The 17,575-nt window shown below is 62.3% G+C and carries 12 protein-coding genes and 1 pseudogene; 10 read left to right on the forward strand and 3 right to left on the reverse strand.

From position 1 onward, the window contains the following. Positions 1–183 precede the first annotated feature (183 nt). On the reverse strand, positions 184–1,551 hold the full coding sequence (locus ACVFI9_RS02265) for an APC family permease (protein WP_474764418.1): 1,368 nt from the start codon (positions 1,549–1,551) through the stop codon (positions 184–186). Positions 1,552–1,933: 382 nt separating this feature from the next. Between ACVFI9_RS02265 and ACVFI9_RS02270 the strand changes: the two genes are divergently transcribed. The 7 genes from ACVFI9_RS02270 (at position 1,934) to ACVFI9_RS02300 (ending at position 8,642) form a co-directional block, all read left to right on the forward strand. Further along, entirely contained in the window at positions 1,934–3,100 is a 1,167-nt protein-coding gene (locus ACVFI9_RS02270) for an aminomethyl transferase family protein (protein WP_474764419.1), read from the forward strand. A 2-nt stretch (positions 3,101–3,102) separates the two neighbouring features. Then, positions 3,103–3,945, forward strand: coding sequence for a formyltetrahydrofolate deformylase (purU, locus tag ACVFI9_RS02275; RefSeq protein ID WP_474764420.1), 843 nt, complete (start codon positions 3,103–3,105; stop codon positions 3,943–3,945). A gap of 34 nt (positions 3,946–3,979) precedes the next feature. Then, positions 3,980–4,375 (forward strand): cupin domain-containing protein, encoded by a 396-nt coding sequence (locus ACVFI9_RS02280; RefSeq protein ID WP_474764421.1) that lies wholly within the window; start codon positions 3,980–3,982, stop codon positions 4,373–4,375. Between the two features lie 69 nt (positions 4,376–4,444). Next, positions 4,445–4,789: a 2Fe-2S iron-sulfur cluster-binding protein gene (locus ACVFI9_RS02285; protein ID WP_474764422.1), complete on the forward strand. Its 345-nt coding sequence runs from the start codon at positions 4,445–4,447 to the stop codon at positions 4,787–4,789. Between the two features lie 15 nt (positions 4,790–4,804). Continuing rightward, the gene (locus ACVFI9_RS02290) at positions 4,805–6,034 is read left to right on the forward strand and encodes an NAD(P)/FAD-dependent oxidoreductase (RefSeq protein WP_474764423.1); all 1,230 of its coding nucleotides are present in this window, start codon (positions 4,805–4,807) and stop codon (positions 6,032–6,034) included. A 72-nt stretch (positions 6,035–6,106) separates the two neighbouring features. Further along, positions 6,107–7,396 (forward strand): cytochrome P450, encoded by a 1,290-nt coding sequence (locus tag ACVFI9_RS02295; protein WP_474764424.1) that lies wholly within the window; start codon positions 6,107–6,109, stop codon positions 7,394–7,396. Positions 7,397–7,427: 31 nt separating this feature from the next. Beyond that, a complete protein-coding gene (locus ACVFI9_RS02300) occupies positions 7,428–8,642 on the forward strand; it encodes a cytochrome P450 (RefSeq protein WP_474764425.1) in 1,215 nt (404 codons plus the stop codon). A gap of 91 nt (positions 8,643–8,733) precedes the next feature. Here ACVFI9_RS02300 and ACVFI9_RS02305 read toward each other — a convergent pair whose 3' ends face one another. Next, positions 8,734–9,621: an alpha/beta hydrolase gene (locus ACVFI9_RS02305; protein ID WP_474764426.1), complete on the reverse strand. Its 888-nt coding sequence runs from the start codon at positions 9,619–9,621 to the stop codon at positions 8,734–8,736. Between the two features lie 321 nt (positions 9,622–9,942). Here ACVFI9_RS02305 and ACVFI9_RS02310 point away from each other — a divergent pair. From ACVFI9_RS02310 to ACVFI9_RS02320, 3 genes and pseudogenes are all read left to right on the forward strand, one after another. Further along, a pseudogene (locus ACVFI9_RS02310) lies at positions 9,943–11,099 on the forward strand (IS3 family transposase). Between the two features lie 151 nt (positions 11,100–11,250). Further along, positions 11,251–12,171, forward strand: coding sequence for a HipA domain-containing protein (locus ACVFI9_RS02315; RefSeq protein WP_474764427.1), 921 nt, complete (start codon positions 11,251–11,253; stop codon positions 12,169–12,171). Then, positions 12,155–12,880 (forward strand): HIRAN domain-containing protein, encoded by a 726-nt coding sequence (locus ACVFI9_RS02320; protein WP_474764428.1) that lies wholly within the window; start codon positions 12,155–12,157, stop codon positions 12,878–12,880. The genes ACVFI9_RS02315 and ACVFI9_RS02320 overlap by 17 nt, the downstream gene beginning before the upstream one ends. 389 nt (positions 12,881–13,269) lie before the next feature. Here the strand turns inward: ACVFI9_RS02320 and ACVFI9_RS02325 are convergent, their stop codons facing one another. After that, positions 13,270–17,352 (reverse strand): hypothetical protein, encoded by a 4,083-nt coding sequence (locus tag ACVFI9_RS02325; RefSeq protein WP_474764429.1) that lies wholly within the window; start codon positions 17,350–17,352, stop codon positions 13,270–13,272. Positions 17,353–17,575: the final 223 nt, after the last annotated feature.

The following is a 17,575-nucleotide window of genomic DNA, read 5'->3' on the forward strand; positions in this document are numbered from 1 at the left end:
AACCTGTCGCCAGCGTGTGCCAGAACACGCCGGCCAAGGATTTTGAGGATCTTGTGCTGAGAATCGAGGGTGTCGATCCGGATGCGGCGAACGAAATGGGGCAGTTGCTATCGTCCGACGCGTCGACAGCAACTGCCCCGCCTGATTCCGAGCGACGCCTCTTGGCATCGCATCAGGACCCTCCTAACGACCGGCAGTGAGTTCCTCGTGGGGATCCGATGGCTCCTCGACGCGCTCTGGCGTGGCCTCTGACCGGCCTAGGTGCTCGAAGCGTTCAGGCTTTTCGCGACGGTAGTAAAGGGCGAGCGTGACGCCTGCCAGCAAAGCAGCCGGCAGCGGAAGGAGCAGCCACGTGTATTGGCCGGGCTCGCCACCCACGAGTTGGTGGAAATTGACCGTAGCGAGTATGACGACGGCGACGAGCGTCATGGCCGCAATCGCTGGGGCGACATACGTCTTGAACGCATTGTCGGGGTACGTTCCTCGACGCACGACGAACCACGCGATGACCGCCACCGAGACGAGTGCCATGAGGGACAGCACGCCCACGGAGCCCATGCCGATCAACTGAGCGTAGAGCAACCCCTCATCAAGGGCGAGCACGGCGATGAGCGCGATGAGTGCGCCGGTGACCACGGCCACCGTGGTCGAGGCGACGTGCGGGGAGTGATGTTTGGTGTGGACTCGGGCGAGCGAATGTGGCAGCGCTCGGTCGTATCCCAGGTTGTAGACGTATCGCGAGATCACGTTGTGGATGGAAAGCGCCGCCGCAATCGCCGACGTTGAGACGAGCACAAGTGCGATCTGGACGAAGACGGAAGCGACGTACTGATCGATAGCCATCGGGAACATCTCGGTGGGCGACGCGGTCGCCACGTCAACGGCTTCTGCACCGAAAGCGGTGATCAGTGCGTAGCAGGCGAGGGTGTACAGGATGCCGACGAACAGGACGGCCCCGTAGGTGGCGCGCGGAATGGTCCTGGTGGGATTGCGAACCTCATCCCGGAACAGCGCCGTGGCCTCGAAGCCCATGAAAACGAGGATCGCGAAAAGCAGGGTGATGCCGATATCCCCCTTCAGGAATTCGCTCGGCAGCAGCGGTGCGGCAGAGAGCCCGTCCGCGCCGCCCTTGGCGAGGGTGAAGAAGCTGAAGATGGCGATCAACGCCACTTCCAAGCCCATGACGACGCTCAGTACCTTTGCCGACAACTCGATGTTGAAGTATCCGAGGATCGAGATCGCTGCCCATCCCGTCAGTGACCATACGTACCAAGGGGACGCCGGACCGCCGAAACTCTCGATAGCGGCCGAGACGGCGATACCGAACCATGCCAGGTTGCCGACATGAACGAGGAGATACGAGACGACTGCGAGGAAGGCGGTGCCAAGTCCCATGGACTTGCCCATCCCCCTGCTGACGAAGGCATAGAAGGCTCCCGGCTTGTCGACTCTCTTTGTCATCGTGACGTACCCGATGCTGAAGAAGAGCAGGATCACGGTGGCGAGGATGAAGCCGAATGGGGCGCCCTCTCCGCCGAAGATGATGGTCACTGGGATGAATCCGCTGACGACCGAGAGTGGAGCGGAGAACGCGAGAACGGTCAGGGCCAAGGAGACGCCGCCCATCTTCCCGGACAGATGTATGTTGGGTCGCCCGGAGTCTGGCGGGGCTTCGATCGTGGACTCATTCCTAGGACCGTGGCTCGTCATCGTTGACGCTCACTTTCTTGTCGAGACTTGCGCGGAGTACCACACCGATTGCGGCATTCTCGCTCGACGAGCGGGACGCGCAGCCTGCTACGAGCAAGCCGCCCGACTCCGTCTCGCGGACTTATTTGACATTCAATAAGTGAGTCATGTCAAGTGTCTCAAGATATTGAATGCACATTCATTCAGTTCTTGCTAGAGTCGCCACCATTCGTGCGGAGAGCGAATGACCCTGCGCCCTGAGTTCACGGGCGCCCCCGATTGGAAGGTGGAATCAATGCCGATGCCGGTGGGACTCGAACCCGCTCCGACGACAGCGAGGTTCGCCGGTCGCGTTGAGGAGTGGGACGACTCGTTCGGGATGCCGTTTGCTCGGGATTACGGAGACCCCGAAGCTGAATACGCGGCACTGCGCGGCGGGGTTGTCGCCCTGGAGTACTCGACCATCCGCAAGTGGTATGTCGAGGGCCCTGCAGCGGTGGGCGCTGTCGACGCCGTGTTCTCGCGTGACGTCGCCGCTCTCCCGCTGGGTCGCGTCGCGTATGGCGTCGTCGTGGATGCCGACGGAATGATGATCGAGGATGTCACGGTCGTGAAGTTCTCCGACGATCAAGTCGTCATGCTCGGAGGCGACATGCTGACCCAGCAGCAGCTCGAGAACGCTGTACCGCCGGGCACAACCGTGACGGATCGGCGCAGCGAGTTCGCCGTAGCGTCGCTTCAGGGTCCGCTCAGTCGTGAGCTGCTGCAGCGATTGACGGACGCCGACGTCTCGAACGGAGCGCTTCCCTACTACGGGTCGCTGACCCAGGTGAACGTGGTCGGGGTGCCTGCAACGATTCTGCGGCTAGGCTTCACGGCTGAACTCGGGTATGAAGTGATGGTCTCGGTTGAGCACGCCGAACTGCTCTGGGACGCGATATTGGCGCAGACCGACCTCGGGGTTCAGATGATGGGGATGACCGCCATCCTCGTTGCTCGTACCGAGGCCGGCTTCGTCATGGGCGGTTACGAGTACGACCGCGCGACGCTGCCGTTCGAGTGCAGCTTGGGCTGGACTCTGGACCTCGAGAAGCCGGCATTTCAGGGGCGGGACGCTTTGATGGCCAAGAAGGACAGTGCGCCAACCCGTTTGGTCAGCGTTGTGACCGACCTGGCGCCTGAAGGGCTGGACGGGCGAGCTCTGCTCGTCGCTGGAAGATCGGTCGGCCGAATCACCATGGCTGTCGCCTCTCCAGTGCTCGACGGCAAGACCCTGGCACTTGCTCGAATCGAAACGGCGCTTGCCCGCACGGGGACGGAACTCGACATCGCGGGCCCTCACGGCCTCGCGATCGGTACGGTGCGCAAGTCTCCCGTATTCGATCCCGAGCGTCTGCGCGTGAGGTCGTGACCATGGACAGGTACATCGTGCGGTTGACCGCCGCAGACCAACCAGGGATCATCCACGCCCTGTCGGGGGGGATTGCCGCGCAGGGCGGCAATATCTTGGAGAGCGCTCAATTCGCCGACGCAGACAGTGGATCATTCAGCGTCCGCGTCGAGTTCGAAGCTCCGCTCGCGAGGGAATCGATGAGGGAGGCGATCGTGACCCGCGTGTCCGCTTTCGATCCGGTCATCCAGCTTCGCGCGGCCAGTGATCGACGTCGGGCGCTTATCATGGTGTCCCAACTCGACCATTGCCTCGACGACCTGCTGTATCGGCATCGGCGCGCGGAACTACCCGTCGACATCTCGGTGATCGTCTCAAACCATGAGCTCCTCCGCGACGAAGCGGAACGCGCCGGGATTCCGTTCGCTCACATCCCCGTCACACCTAGGACCAAACGGTCTGCAGAGCAACGGCTACTCGACCTCGCACAGCAGTACTCAATAGATTTCATCGTCCTGGCGAGATACATGCAGATCCTTTCGGATGAGTTCTGCGCCAGGTACTCCGGTCGAATCATCAACATCCATCATTCGTTCCTGCCGAGCTTCAAGGGTGCGAAGCCGTACCACCAAGCGCATCGGCGCGGCGTGAAGCTCATCGGTGCTACCGCGCACTATGTCACTGCGGACCTCGACGAAGGGCCCATCATCGAGCAGGACGTGGTGCGCGTTGACCATCGAAGCAGTGCGGAACAGCTTGCGGTGATCGGTCGGGACGTTGAGCGCTCGGTGCTCTCCAGGGCCGTTCGGCTCCACGCTGAGGATCGCGTGTTCCTGGCCGGTGAGCACACCGTGGTTCTGACCTGAGCCCGTTGCGACTCGAGAATGTGAGGACTTCGAGATGGCAATGAAGAAGCGTTCCGCCCTCCGCCCTGATTTCCTCGGAGCGGGTGAACTGCTACCCGTTTCCGAGCAATATCCGCGCATGAAGGCTCGATGGGTGGTGTCACCCCAGTCTGGCGGATGGCGAGACTATGCCATCTCCGAGTGGGAGCTCGATCGCGCTGGCTTCGCCGACCTGCATCCTCACGACGAACTCGCGTACGTGCTCGACGGCGAACTCCATATCGAGGCCGGTGGATTCGAAGTGATTGGACGACCTGGAGACACATTGCGGGTGCCCGCTGGTTCGAAAGGGAGGTACTGGGCTCCGGTCTACGCGCGGATGCTCGGCATCTATGGACCAAACCCCGAGGGTGAGGCCTCCGAATACCTCGAATATTGGGAAATCGACTAGTCCGTCGTCTGGGCGGGCATGAATTGCCCGCATTTGACGACCTTGCTTGATTAATGTTAAATAAGTTCCATGGCAACGACGCTCAGGGAGACAATGATGTCCGAGATCACCTACCATCACGCGGACGGCACCGTCATTACCGTCGAGGCGCCGCACGGCACTTCGGTGATGCGCACCGCGCTTGTCAACAGCGTCGATGGCATCATCGGCGAGTGCGGCGGGCAGGCAATGTGCGCCACGTGCCATGTCTACGTGCGGGACGGCGCCGAACTGCCTGAGGTCGGTGAAGACGAGGACGAGATGCTCGAGTGCACCACTGAGGAGCGCCGAGCCAACTCGCGGCTCGGTTGCCAGCTCGTTGCCGGACGAGACTTCGACCAACTCGAGGTCGACGTGCCCGCTACCCAGAATTGACAGGCAGCCAGGACCATGACTGCAGTTATCATCGGCGCCGGCCACGCAGGCGTTCAGGCTGCCGAATCGTTGCGGATCGAGGGCTACTCGGGGCGAATCGTGCTTCTAGACGAAGCTCCGCATCTGCCGTATCAGCGCCCCCCGCTGTCGAAGGACTATATGAAGGACACCGACCCCGCGCCAATGCCGCTGCGCGGTGCCAACTTCTACGGTGACCACGACATCGACCTGCGCCTGGGAGTGCGCGTTGAGGCGATCGACCCTGCCGCTCCCACGGTGCGGCTAGGCAATCAGGAGTCCGTTTCCTTTGGCGATCTGATCATCGCCACAGGTTCCATAGCCCGTCGCGCCACCTGTGATGGCAGCGATCTGGCCGGGATCAGCTACCTGCGTACGGTGGATGACGCGCAGGCGCTGCGCGCGCAGCTCGATGAAGATCACGGTCGGGTCGTCATCATCGGCGCCGGGTTCATCGGTCTCGAATTCGCCGCGGTCGCCGCACTACGGGGGCTCGATGTCACCGTCATCGACTTCGCTCAGCGTCCGATGCAGCGTGTGCTGAGCCCGTCGATGTCGGGCTACTTCTCCCAGTTGCATGGGGACCTCGGGGTGAAGCTGCACTTCGACGAAGGGCTCGACCACTTCGTGGGCGAGCATGGACAGGTGACCTCCGTGGTGGGAACCTCCGGAGCCTCCTACCCCTGCGATTTCGTAGTGGTCGGCTTAGGGGTCATCGTCGACGAAGCGCTCGCGTCAGCGGCGGGCATCAAGTGTGACCGAGGGGTGCTCGTGGATGAGTACCTTCGCACGAGCCACCCGCATGTCTACGCCATCGGCGATTGCGCGGTCTTTCCGTCGCGGCACTTCGGCGGCGATCTGCGTTTGGAGTCGATGCAGAACGCGACCGACATGGCCAAAACGGTAGCGCGGACGATCGCTGGAACTCCTACCAAGTACGACACAGCACCGTGGTTCTGGTCGAATCAGGGTCCCGTGAAGTTGCAGATCGCGGGTCTGGCTGACCCAAGCGATGTCTTGATCGAACGCGGCAGTCGGACTCAGGGCAAGTTCAGCCAATTCCTCTTCCGTGACGGCAAGCTGGTCGCCGTCGAGTCGGTGAACTCGCCGGCTGACCATGTCGCCGCACGCAAGCTGCTCGAGAGCGATGAGGGCATCACCATGGATCAAGCTCGCGATCGCGAGTTCGACCTCAAGGCGTACGTGAAGGGGCTCACGGCCGCCTGAGGCGATGCCTGTACCTGCCCACACCATCCGGTCACTACCCGCGATTGCGACCACAGAGCTCAAGGAGGAGCTGTGACGAACGAAGAAGCGTTGATGGAGCAGAACGTCCGTGCGGATTACCGCTTCGGGGGTATCTCGTATCAGCGGTTCGAGCCGCTCCCGTCAGGGGGTGGCGCGCTGTCCGCGTACGAGTACTTCCCGTGGGACGACCCTGAGTTCGAGCAGGATCCGCACCGCTGGTACACTCGCGCGCAAGCCGAAGCGCCGGTGCTGCTCGAGGAGTCCGGAACCTACGTCGTCTCCCGGTACGCCGACATCATGGAGTTCGGCCCGATGGAATGCATGTCCGTAGAACCCGGTTGGGACGCAGCCGGTCCCTGGTCGGTAGCGAGCTCGACCATTATCGGCAGCGATCCGCCTCTCCACACCCAATTGCGTCGGGTGACCACGAAGTGGTTCGCACCCAAGGCGGTTCGGGAGTGGGTGAGGACGACCGCTTCGGTGACGGATGAGATCCTCGGTGAGAGCGACGGTGGCCTCATCGACGGGTGGCGCGAACTCGCAGTGCTACCGACGCACCGCACGATGTGCAGGGTGCTGGGCTTGGATGATGCGGACGCGAATGAGGTGATGTCCGAGATGAGCCGGACGATGCCGATGCTTGCCGCGCTCCCTCGGCCAGGCACCATCGACATGGCGACTGATGGGTTCGCCAGACTCGAGCGGCGTGTGGACACGTTCTTGGCGAACCTCGGAGAGAAATCCGAGGGAGGGCTCGCCGAGGCACTGCTTGCGGCAGAGAACGATGGGCGCATGACCAAGGAGCAGATGCGCGCGACGCTGCTCATGCTCTACAGCCTCGGACACATGGATGTCGGATATCTCATCGCAGCGGGGCTCCGTGCGTTCGCCGAGATGCCGGACGTATATCAGGCATACCGGGAGAACGAGGATCTGCGCGACGCGATCATCAACGAGATGGTTCGGTTCGACCTGCCTGAACTCAGCTTCTACCGCACCACGCTCGAAGACGTCACGATCCGGGGTGTCGAAATCCCCGCGGGATCCCGGATCCGATTCGTCATCGGTGCGGCGAACCGCGATCCCGAAGTGTTCGATGACCCGCACCACTTCGACTACCGCCGTCCGCAAGAACGAAGCCGCAATCTGTCATTCGGACTGGGGCCGCACACCTGCGCAGGACAAGGATACGCACGAGCGCAGGCACGAGCGATCTTCGACACAGTCGCATCTCGTGCCAGCCACATCGAGTGCGCCGGCCCGTTCGAAATGGACAACACCGACTTCTCGCGTCACTACGTCAGTCTGCCGCTGAAGCTGATCTGGTCCCGAGGTTCTTGACCCACAACTCGCTCTATTGAATGGAGACACCATGACGACCAAAGCGACAGCCACTGCTTCTACTGCGGCTCCGGGCGAAGATCTGCTTCCCTGGCGGGATCCGGAGTTCATCAAGGCGCCGTGGCCTTGGTACGCGCGCGTCCGGGAGCAGTTCCCGGTGCTCCAGCTCGAGGACGGGACCGTCGTCATCTCGCGCTATGACGACGTCACCGAGCACCTCAAGAACCCCTCGTTCGTCGCCGTTTCCCCTGACGGAATCGGCGATAGCCCCTGGGCCGCCAACCTCAATTCGGTGCTGCTGACGGAGGGCGAACGCCACTCCCGAATCCACAAGTCGTTTCGCAAGTGGCTGACGCCCGTGAAGGGGAAGGCGATGGGAGAAGTTGCTGCCCAGACGGCTCGCGAGGCCCTCGACCAGATCGGACCCGCCGGCACCATCGAGGCACACAGCAAGCTCGGTGTTCAGCCGGCAGCGGACGCCATGGCGGCGGCGCTCGGCATCCCGCGCGAAGATGGCATGTCCTACGTTTACGCAACAAACCAGACTATGGATTCCTTGGGATGGAACCCGACAGACGACGAGAAGACCCGCGCGCGCGAGGGATTCGGCTACATGTTGTTCCAAGCCGAACAGCTCATCAAGCAGAAGAGGAAGAACCCCGGCGACGGGCAGCTGCTCGACGAGATGATCAAGATCACGGATGAGGGTGGGCTCTCAGAGCGCGAACTCAAGGAATCCATTCAGATTCTCTGGGGGTCAGCTGCGCACAACCCCGGTTACGTGATCGCGTCAGCGCTCGCCGACTTCGCCACCACCCCCGAGGCGTGGAAGGAGTACCGCGAGAACCCCGAGGCAAGGACCGCGATCATCAACGAGGTGTTCCGGCGCGCGCTGCCGGAGGTACTGGTCGACCGATACGCTACGGAACCCGTGGAGATCCGCGGCGTCACTATCCAGCCCGGAACAATGGTGCGGTTCCTGCTCGGTTCTGCAGTTCGCGATCCAGAGGTATTCCGCAACCCTGATGGTTTCGACTGGACTCGCCCGCCGGCCGCGAGCATGGCAATCGCCTTCGGCTCCGGCACCCATGCTTGCGCAGGGCAGGCTATCGCGCGCATCGAGGTGCGCGCGATCCTCGACGTAATCGCTGAGCGCTACGAGAACATCGAGGTCGTCGGCGAACCCGTCTGGATGCTCTCCGACCGCCACCGCAACTGCGAAGGCCTTACAGTCCGCCTGAGCTGAACGGCGGATGAATCGTCTTGGCCATCGAATCCGCGCTGCGGGTGGACGCGGATGGCACGGACGGTCGCGATGGCCGGTCTGTCGCTCGTGCTCAGGGAGCGGCTGTGAGGTGCCGGGCGAACCAATCCGCGGCAGCGGCGGCGACACGCTCGCGGTGCGCGGTGTAGACCGAATAGTGATCGCCTGGCACAAGGAGCAGTTCCTTCGGCGCGAGCGCCCGATTGTAGGCCGCAAGCTGGAGGTCAACGGGGGTGACGGCATCGTGGTCGGCCACGATCATCAAGAGCGGCCTCGGGGAGATCCGCTCGATGAAGGATCCCGGCTCGTACTGACGAGCTAACTCCAGAGACCGAAGCGTGACGAAGTTACGCCAGGACGGACAAGCCGCCCCCTCGGTCGACATGTAGGCGAACGATTCCGGTTGCGGATATGCCGCCGGGGCGTCGGGGTCGAGCGCGATGGTTTGAAGCGTCCGGATCTCACCAGTCACGAACCGGTTCTCCCGATCGGCTTCCAGCTCATCCGTCATCGCAAGGTATTGAGCACCCGAGCTGCGCCGCAGACCCGCCTGGTAGCCGCTGATCGTCGGAACCTGACTGACGACAGCCTTCACGCGACGATCGACGGCGCCGAGCACCAGGGCGTGGCCGCCCGAATAGCTGGTTCCCCAGACGCCGACTCGATTCCTGTCGATCTCCGTTTGGTTGACAAGGAAGCTCACGGCGGATCGGAAATCTTCGACCTGCTTCCACGGGTCTATCTCCTGCCTGGGCTTTCCCTCACTCCTTCCCAAGCCGCGGAAGTCGAAGGTCAGCGTGGCGATTCCTCGCGACGTGATCTCACTGGCGTAGTACTGCAGGTCGCCCTCCGCGACCATTGACCAGCCGTGAGCGAGCACCACGCCGGCCAGGGCATGCTTCGCGGTGCCAGGAATGCGCAGAGTCCCGCGAATGACGTCCCCCTCGACTGCAAACTCCACTGGGCGAGTTTCGGCCTCAATCCGTGCGTTCACGCGGTTCCTCTGTTCTCGAGCAGTCCTTAACTATCGTAAATTAAACATGCACGAACTCGATTTGAACACCCCTCCGGGCCGGCGACTTCCCGCCCGCGCCCATGACTTGACCATGTGGATCGCAAGTGACAGGTCGGGGCGAATGGCAACGCCGGAGCCAGCGGTCACCGAGAGGGCGCGTCCCATAGCTGGGTCTGCTGCACGGATAGGTGACAGGTTGACCTGACCCACGGATTGGGTTCCAGTTTCGGTGGCTAAGTGGTGGCCTGATCCGAGAGGCTCATCCTCATGCCACGTCCCTATCCGCCGGAGTTTCGTGTTCGCGCTGTTGCGCTGGTGCGGTCCGGGAAGCAGGCCAAGCAGACCGCGGTCGAGCTCGGCATCCACCCGGTCACGTTGTCGACCTGGATCCGTCAGGACGACATCGATAACGGGCGAAGGCCCGGCGTTTCGACGTCGGAGTCCGCGGAGTTGCGTGCCGCCAGGCGGCGTATCCGCGAGCTCGAGACCGAGTTGGCGATCGTGCGGCAGGCGGCGAAGTTCCTCGATGAGGAGAGTCCCCGCCCAAAAGGTTCTACCCGGTGATCGATCGTCTCGCCGACGCCGGGGTCCCCATCGACCGGTGCTGCCAGATCCTCGGGATCGCCAGGCAGAACTACTACAAGCACAAGCGGAAACCGATGACGCAGTCCGAGCTGCGGCGGCAGTGGCTGACCGGGCTGATCCGCGAGGTCCACGTCGCCTCGCGCGGCACCTACGGGTACCGGCGCGTGCATGCCGAGCTGACCATGGCAATGGGAGTGACCGTGTGCGCCCGGACGGTGTTCAAGCTGATGCACCTGGCCGGCATCTACGGGCTTCCCGGCCCGGTGCGCACGAAGCGGCTGCGAGGGGTGGTCACCGCCGACGATCTCGTGAATCGAGAGTTCCACCGGGTGCGTCCGAACGAACTCTGGGTCACGGACATCACGCAGCACCGGACGCGAGAAGGCTGGCTCTACTGCGCGGCCGTCCTCGACGCCTACAGCCGTCGGATCGTGGGCTGGTCGATCGACTCGAAGCAGGACTCGACCCTCGTCGTGAACGCGCTCGACATGGCCATCCGCAATCGCAAGCCGGAACCTGGCGGTGTGGTGCACGCGGATCACGGCACGCAATTCACCTCCTGGGTCTTCGGCGAGAAGATCCGCTCCGCAGGCCTCCTGCCCTCGTTCGGCACAGTCGGCGACGGGCTCGACAACGCCATGATGGAGAGCTTCTGGTCGTCCATGCAGATTGAGCTGCTCAACCGGAGGAAGTGGAAGACCAGGGTCGAGCTTGCGAACGCGATCTTCGAGTACATCGAGATCTTCCACAATCGACAACGCCGGCATTCCGCCCTCGGCTACCGCACCCCGACCGAGTACGAAAGACTCAACGACAACACCATCCGCGCCGCCAGTTAGCGACCGAGACTGGAACCCATCAGGTGGGTCAGGTCAAGATGACACCTATCCGTGCAGCAGACCCCTATTGCGCCGCCGTCGCTGCGGGCGAAGATGTGGGTCGCACTGAGCGGGGCCAGTTGGTTGATGGTGGCGGGCTATTGTCGTGCTGATGAGTCCTACGTCAGTTCGTTTCCCGACTTGGGAGCCGGTCGAGGTTGAGTCCGCGAACCTCGACGACGCCACCGACGAACCGCTCGGCACGAAGGAGAAGTTCTGGATCGCGAACCCCGACGACGGCAGTGCATGGCTCTTCAAGCTGGCCCGGGAGATCGACGGCCGCACCCTCGGTGAAGACTGGGCTGAGTGGTTGGTTCACATGGTTGCTCGTGAGCTGGGAATCCCGACGGCCGAGGTTCGTCCGGCGACTTTCGAGGGACGTCGAGGGATCTTGTCGAAGAGCGTCGTTCCCCCGACTGGCCGCTTGGTCCACGGCAATGAGTTACTTGTCGAGCGATTCCCTGAGTACGATCCAAGCGCCCGGCGTGAGAACGCCGGCTACTCAGTCACGGCAGTTCACCGAGCGCTTGCGGGGACATCGGCGCCGTTCGATCGCCCTGACCTCGAGCTTTTGACCGGCTTCGATGTGTGGACGGGATACCTGACGATGGACGCCCTGGTGGCTGGACGCGATCGCCACCATGAGAACTGGGGCATCGTCAACGTAGCTGGTCATCGCTTCCTGGCGCCGTCGTTTGACCACGGGAATGCCCTGGGCTTTCAGGAAACGGACGAGAAGCGCGAGCGATGTCTGGCTCATCGCAATGAGCTCGAGGCGTGGGCCGCGAGAGGCCGCAGCCACCACTTCGCCGGACGGCCTGGACTCGTGACGCTCGCAAAGGAGGCGCTCGAGGCGTCCTCGAACGAAGCCCGCGACCACTGGCGCGCCGTCCTGGCCGGGGCGGATTTTCAGCGGCTGGAGGCTATCGTGGGCGTCATACCGGAAGAAGTAATGTCAGAGGGTGCTCGTAAGTTCGTGCTCGAGCTGATGACCGTGAATCAAAGGAGGTTGCTCGATGAGTACCCAACTTGATGAGCGTGGCCGCACTACCGCGACCAACCATGTCGCTCGGAGGCTGCTCCTCGTCTGGCGCAACCCGCAGACCCGGCGTCTCTCGCCAGTCGCTCAACTGAACCAGCTTGAGAGCGGGCGGTTTGTGTTCAGTTACCTTGACGGAGCCCGAGACGAAGACGGATTTTACCCGCTCGACGAGTTCCCAGACCTCGCGAGAAGCTATGTCTCCGATGCTTTGCCTGCCTTCTTCGCAAACCGTGTCATGTCTGCGGACCGCGCTTCCTATCGGGAGTATCTAGACCGCCTTGGCCTCGCAGAGATCTCTGCCGATGATGTACCGATGGAGGTGCTTGTCCGCTCGGGTGGTGGACGAGCGACTGACACCTTCCACATTGTGGAGTCCCCGCTGGCTGCCGCCGAGCAGTTCACCAGCCGGTTCTTTGTTTCCGGCATCAGCCATATTGACGGAGCAACCGCTTTGGCAGACCGACTTCAAGTTGGCGACCAGCTGGGCCTCCGCCGAGAGCCCGCCAATCCGGCGAATCCGCGCGCTGTACTGCTGGACGCCGCAGAGGGGCGTCCTATCGGCTGGGTACCTGACTGGCTGTGCGACCACGTGAGTGAGTTGATTGAGGGTGGATACGAGCTTCGTGCTGTTGCGGAGCAGGTAAACCTGAACGCCCCTATTCGCCAAAGGATCCTTTGTCGCATTGACGCCCGCCGATAATCGCTTTCGCAACATCGTTCAGGTCGCCAGCGCTGGCGAAGGGGATCTGAAGGACGGACCATTCGATCCGAACGGCAGTTCAAGGTGGAGTACTCAAACGCGGCGGGTCACCCGCCGGGCGCTCGATCCTTGTTGGGGCTGCTGCCGAGCTGATCTTCAACATCTGAGATTCTCGCGCGGGTGGGCGGGCTTGCGCGTTGTCCACGTGAGCTGACTCATGCATCACGGTGGGATGTCCTCCGTGTCGCCCTGGAATCGTGAGCATCTTGTGGCGGTCGCCCAGTCGCGCGTGACTTTCGGATTCACGCCGTGAGCTCTACGCGAGCTCGAACATCGCTGATTCCGGTGACAAACCGCCGCATGTAGGCTGCCCGAGTTGGGGCCGTGGACTAACCCAGCCCGGGGCTCCGCGTTATGCTTCCGCGTTTGCGCCTTGACCATGAGCTGGGTGATGGCATGCTTCCGTTGACTACGATGGTCCCGACGAGTGATGGCGCCTCCGGATTGGTCATGCCGTGTTGTGCTGGGTGCAGGGTGAATATGTAGTTCTCGGGGGTTCCCGGCGGTAGTTCCTTCGCGCTCATGTCCAAGATGGCGAGAATCGATAGTCGGCTTCCGTCGGCTGCAGCGTATTGCGTTGGTTGTGCCATGTATCTCGGAGCAGTATCGCGCGTCACTGCCACGTTCCGTTCTACCTTCAACTCGGCGGTTATCAGATCATGCCGAAGGTCGATGAATCCCAGTGCAAGGCGCGATCCGCGTTCTACCCGACCGCCCAACTCGGGATCCGACAAGAGTCGCTCATACAACTCGTCGTGGAACATCCGTTCCGTTACCCGTTGTCCCTTCCGGTACCGACGATCCCATGTCAAGCGGAATCCTTCGCGGCAAATGGCGGTGAAGAAGCGACAGAACGCTTGAATTTCCTCGTCGCGATACCCACCGTCCGGCAGCGACGCGTAGAGGCGCAGTAGGCGCTCGTCGATGCTCGGGAACTCGGTAAGAGTGTCGCGCGACGAATCGTAGGGACGCATGCGAATCTGACTGTGGCCGGCGACATCCAGTGAGCGAATGTACGGTTGACCGCCTTGCGACCCGTGCCAGCGGAGGTGCACAGCGAACGGCAGTGCTGGTCGCGCACTCGGCAGCCCAAAACGTAGTACGAGCGTGCCGTTGGCTTCGAGGGTCGGCGTCGCTTGCTGCGGACGTAGCCACGACATAGCCGGAAGCTGGATCTCGCTCTTGCCGATTGTGCCGACCAGTTCCAAGTCGAGTCGTTCTGCCCATTCTGGCCAGTCGTCGGGCTGTACCTCTACTTCCAGGTCGTAAACCGTGTTCGGTCTGAGGACGGCGGGTCCAGTCAGGAGTTGTCCATCGATGGAGATCAGGACCACAGCCGTCGGAGTCGGGCTCGGGCTTGTGTCCTCGTTCTGATGCCTTCTTAGCTGCTTGCGGTCTAATGGGGCACCTTCTACAAGGACGAGCGGGACTGTGAGCTCAGACCATTCCACGAGTAGTTCCGGTATTGCGTCATCTGCGATTGCCTGAGGCGTCTTGCCGAGCGAGGTGAGTAGCTGTGCTGCAATCGGATCATCCTGATCGAATGTTGCCGAGACTTCGCGCTGGACAGCGCGTAGCCCACGATGCGCTGCTTTGGTCTGGGCGGCGATTTCGCGCGTGTCCCCTTGACTTTCTGCGGCGTCGAGCCGAAGCAGCTTCGCCGCGACAAGGGCCAGGCCGGCGATCGCGCGCACGTACGCGGCGGTTGGCGTTGCCCGCCGGGCCGAGGAGTTCAGCTTCTTCGCGAGCTTCTTGAGTCTTCCCGCGCGTTCAACCGTTAGCTCCGCTGAGTCGACGAAAGGGGACGCGGGGCTGGCTCTCAGCAGCCGTCGAAGTTCCAACCGCAGCCCCGTCTGCTCGACAACCGCTGAAACCGCCTCCGACTCGTCGAGGTCTGGTGTCTCAGGCATAGGGAATGCAAGGTCATGCGTCGATTCAGCAGCGAGTGCGAAGTCGACCAAGCCTATGAGGCGACGCTGTAGCGCGAACGCGGGCGTGCCGGGGACAAGGGCTCGGAGATCGCCGATGATTGCTCGGGCATCCGAGGTGCGCCCCGCACGCCAGGCGACTTCGACGACCTCTAATCCCCGATAGAGTCCTTCGGCGCCAAAAGAGCGGGCTGCACGTGAAAGTTCCGAAGTGCTCAGGTCGAGCAGTCCCGAGCCGGATGAAAGGAGTGAAACGAGTTCTCGGTCATCGTTGTGGTTGAAGGAGTCGTTGACCTGAGGGTCCTCCACCAGTTGCAGCCTGAGTCGCGCCATCGGCCCACTTCGACGGGTCTCCGCTGACCACGAACGCTCGAGCAGGCGCTGGAGGTCATATCCGTCGAGTTCGCTGGCTCGATTCAGTGCCTCCAGCTCAAGAGCAGATCGCTCCTCGGGAAAGTGTTTCGCAAGGGTGGAGATTGCGGCGATCGCAGCCTTCAGGAGCTCCGGGTGGTCGCCCTTTGGCAGGGATTCACAGATGACGATGGCGAAGCGAAGAAGCCGGAAGTTGGCCGCACGAGAGAGCAATAGTCCCGGGGCAGATTCCATCAGCGCCTTAGCGACGATCACTGTGTTGTTCTCAATCAACGCCGGTAGAAGGTCCTCGAACGTGGACGGCAGGCGCTGTCGATGTTGGATGGTGCACCACGCAGTGATCGCCCTCGACGCGAGAGCGGGTGAAGGGTCGACGAGATACGTGTAGATCAGGGGAAGCACCGTCGAAAGCACGCCTGACTGCTCGCCGTGCGCAGCGCCGATGTCGCCTAGAACGGGGAGTAGCCGCCAGCGGATCTCCAGTTCCAAATCGGCCTCTCGTTCGTAGGCGAGGAACGATTCGATCGCGGCCACGACTGCGACTGCGTCGGCCGCAGCCGCTGATTCAACGGCACTCAGCAGCCGATGCGCAGCGGCGCTGTAGGAGTGCTGTCGAGAAGATGCCTCCATCGCCTCCAACATCGGATTGGAACTGGGGCCCGTTGCAAGGCTCGAAGTGGTCGTATCGTTCATTGCCTGCAGGGCAGTGAGTGCTCCGCCAAGCAGGGCATTGCACTTCGTGAGCGCCCAGACTGGATCGTCCGAGGCGAGATGCTCCATGATCTCCGCCGCCTGAAACGCGACTTGATCACCCCATGAGCCACCGAACCTCTTCGCGCACTGGTCGGAGACTTGCTCCAGAACCAACGCCCGTTGGGTCTTCGACAGTTTAGGGTCCCCCCTATCATGTCGTCGATCGCGATTATCAGCGAGGTGCGACAAGTACCGCCACGCTTCGAACAACGCTCGTCGATCATCATCCGACGCGTTGCGACCCGCCGCTTCCAGGGCGGACTCAATGTCCCCGAGCCCGTGGAGGAGAAAGAGTGCGATCGTGCGCAATACACGCGACTTCGGATACCTGTCGAATCGCTCACCCGACTTCATCGAGTTTCTGATCAGGGCGGGAACAAGTCGTGTTGCCAGCTGAGGATGGGTGTCGACGAGTTGCGCGATTGAAGCGGCGGCGGCGGCGCGTTCCTGTTCGCGGAGCCGATCATCGTCCTCGCGAGGAATCGCACCGGGAGGCAAGAGCAGCGCCGAATCGATGGCCGGCGCTGGCAGCATGCTGTCCAATACCTCAACCGTTGCTTCTGGCGCCATATCCGCAGCGAGAGCAAGCGCGGCGGGGTCCGAGGCCCTCTTGGGGCCGAGATGCCCTACCGAGTCGTGCTGGGGTGAATGTGCCGCCAAGATGAGACTGCGCACTACCGAGTGACTCAGATCGAACACACCGACCGCGTCCGCGAACTGAACCAAGACTCGAGCGGCGTCGTCGTTCCTCCCGGCGTCCAGAACCTTCACCGCGATCCCTGTGAGGCGGGCTTGTAGCTCGACCCTTGAACGAGCAAGCACCCGCAATGGCTGGAAGAGTCCTTCGCCAGGATGGGAAACAAGCAACTCGAACATCATCTCGATAACGTCCGTTGAGTAGACCTGAGGTGCTCGCTCCGCGAGTGTCTGGAGACGCCGAAGGGCATCTCTCGCCTCGACATTTTGATGCGGTTGACCAGGATCCGGATCAAGAGAATCGAGGTCAGCGATCGCCTGCGCCATGGACGGATCGGCGACGACCGCGCGTCCACGCCGTCGATCGGATCGAAGCTGCCAGGTCGAGTGCGCAGCGTCGATACGGATCCTATCGGCCGCCTCGGCCGCTTGGCTCTCCGCGTTCTGCTCTTCCACGAGCGTGGCGAGAGAAGGAAGGTCGCCAGTTGGATGCCGGAGCTCACATCCCACACAGTTCTCGCGGTAGAAGCTAGTTGCTATGCCCTCGAGCTTCATGCCGGCCATGTCCCCGTTGGCTTTCGGACACCGAATGCGCCGCATGTTGATAGGAAGGCCGGTGCTTGCCTCGAGGAGCCCCCTCCCACCAGCCTCCACGAACTCCATTCGCTGACAATGCCGGCGGGAAAGCTCAATGATGACGGCGTTCTCGCGCCCGGTCGCGAGAGCTCGGTCCCACTCTGGATCCATTCGCTTCTGCCCCCCGATGCCTAGGTCTCCTGCTGGCCGCCCTTACGTGCGGTCGATGGCGAACTGCGTGCATTCGGGTCTTTGTTCGCCATTCGAAACTTACATTGCTGGCAGGTTCTCACTGATGACTCCTAAACAA

Source organism: Agromyces sp. NSFZ, assembly GCF_056156205.1.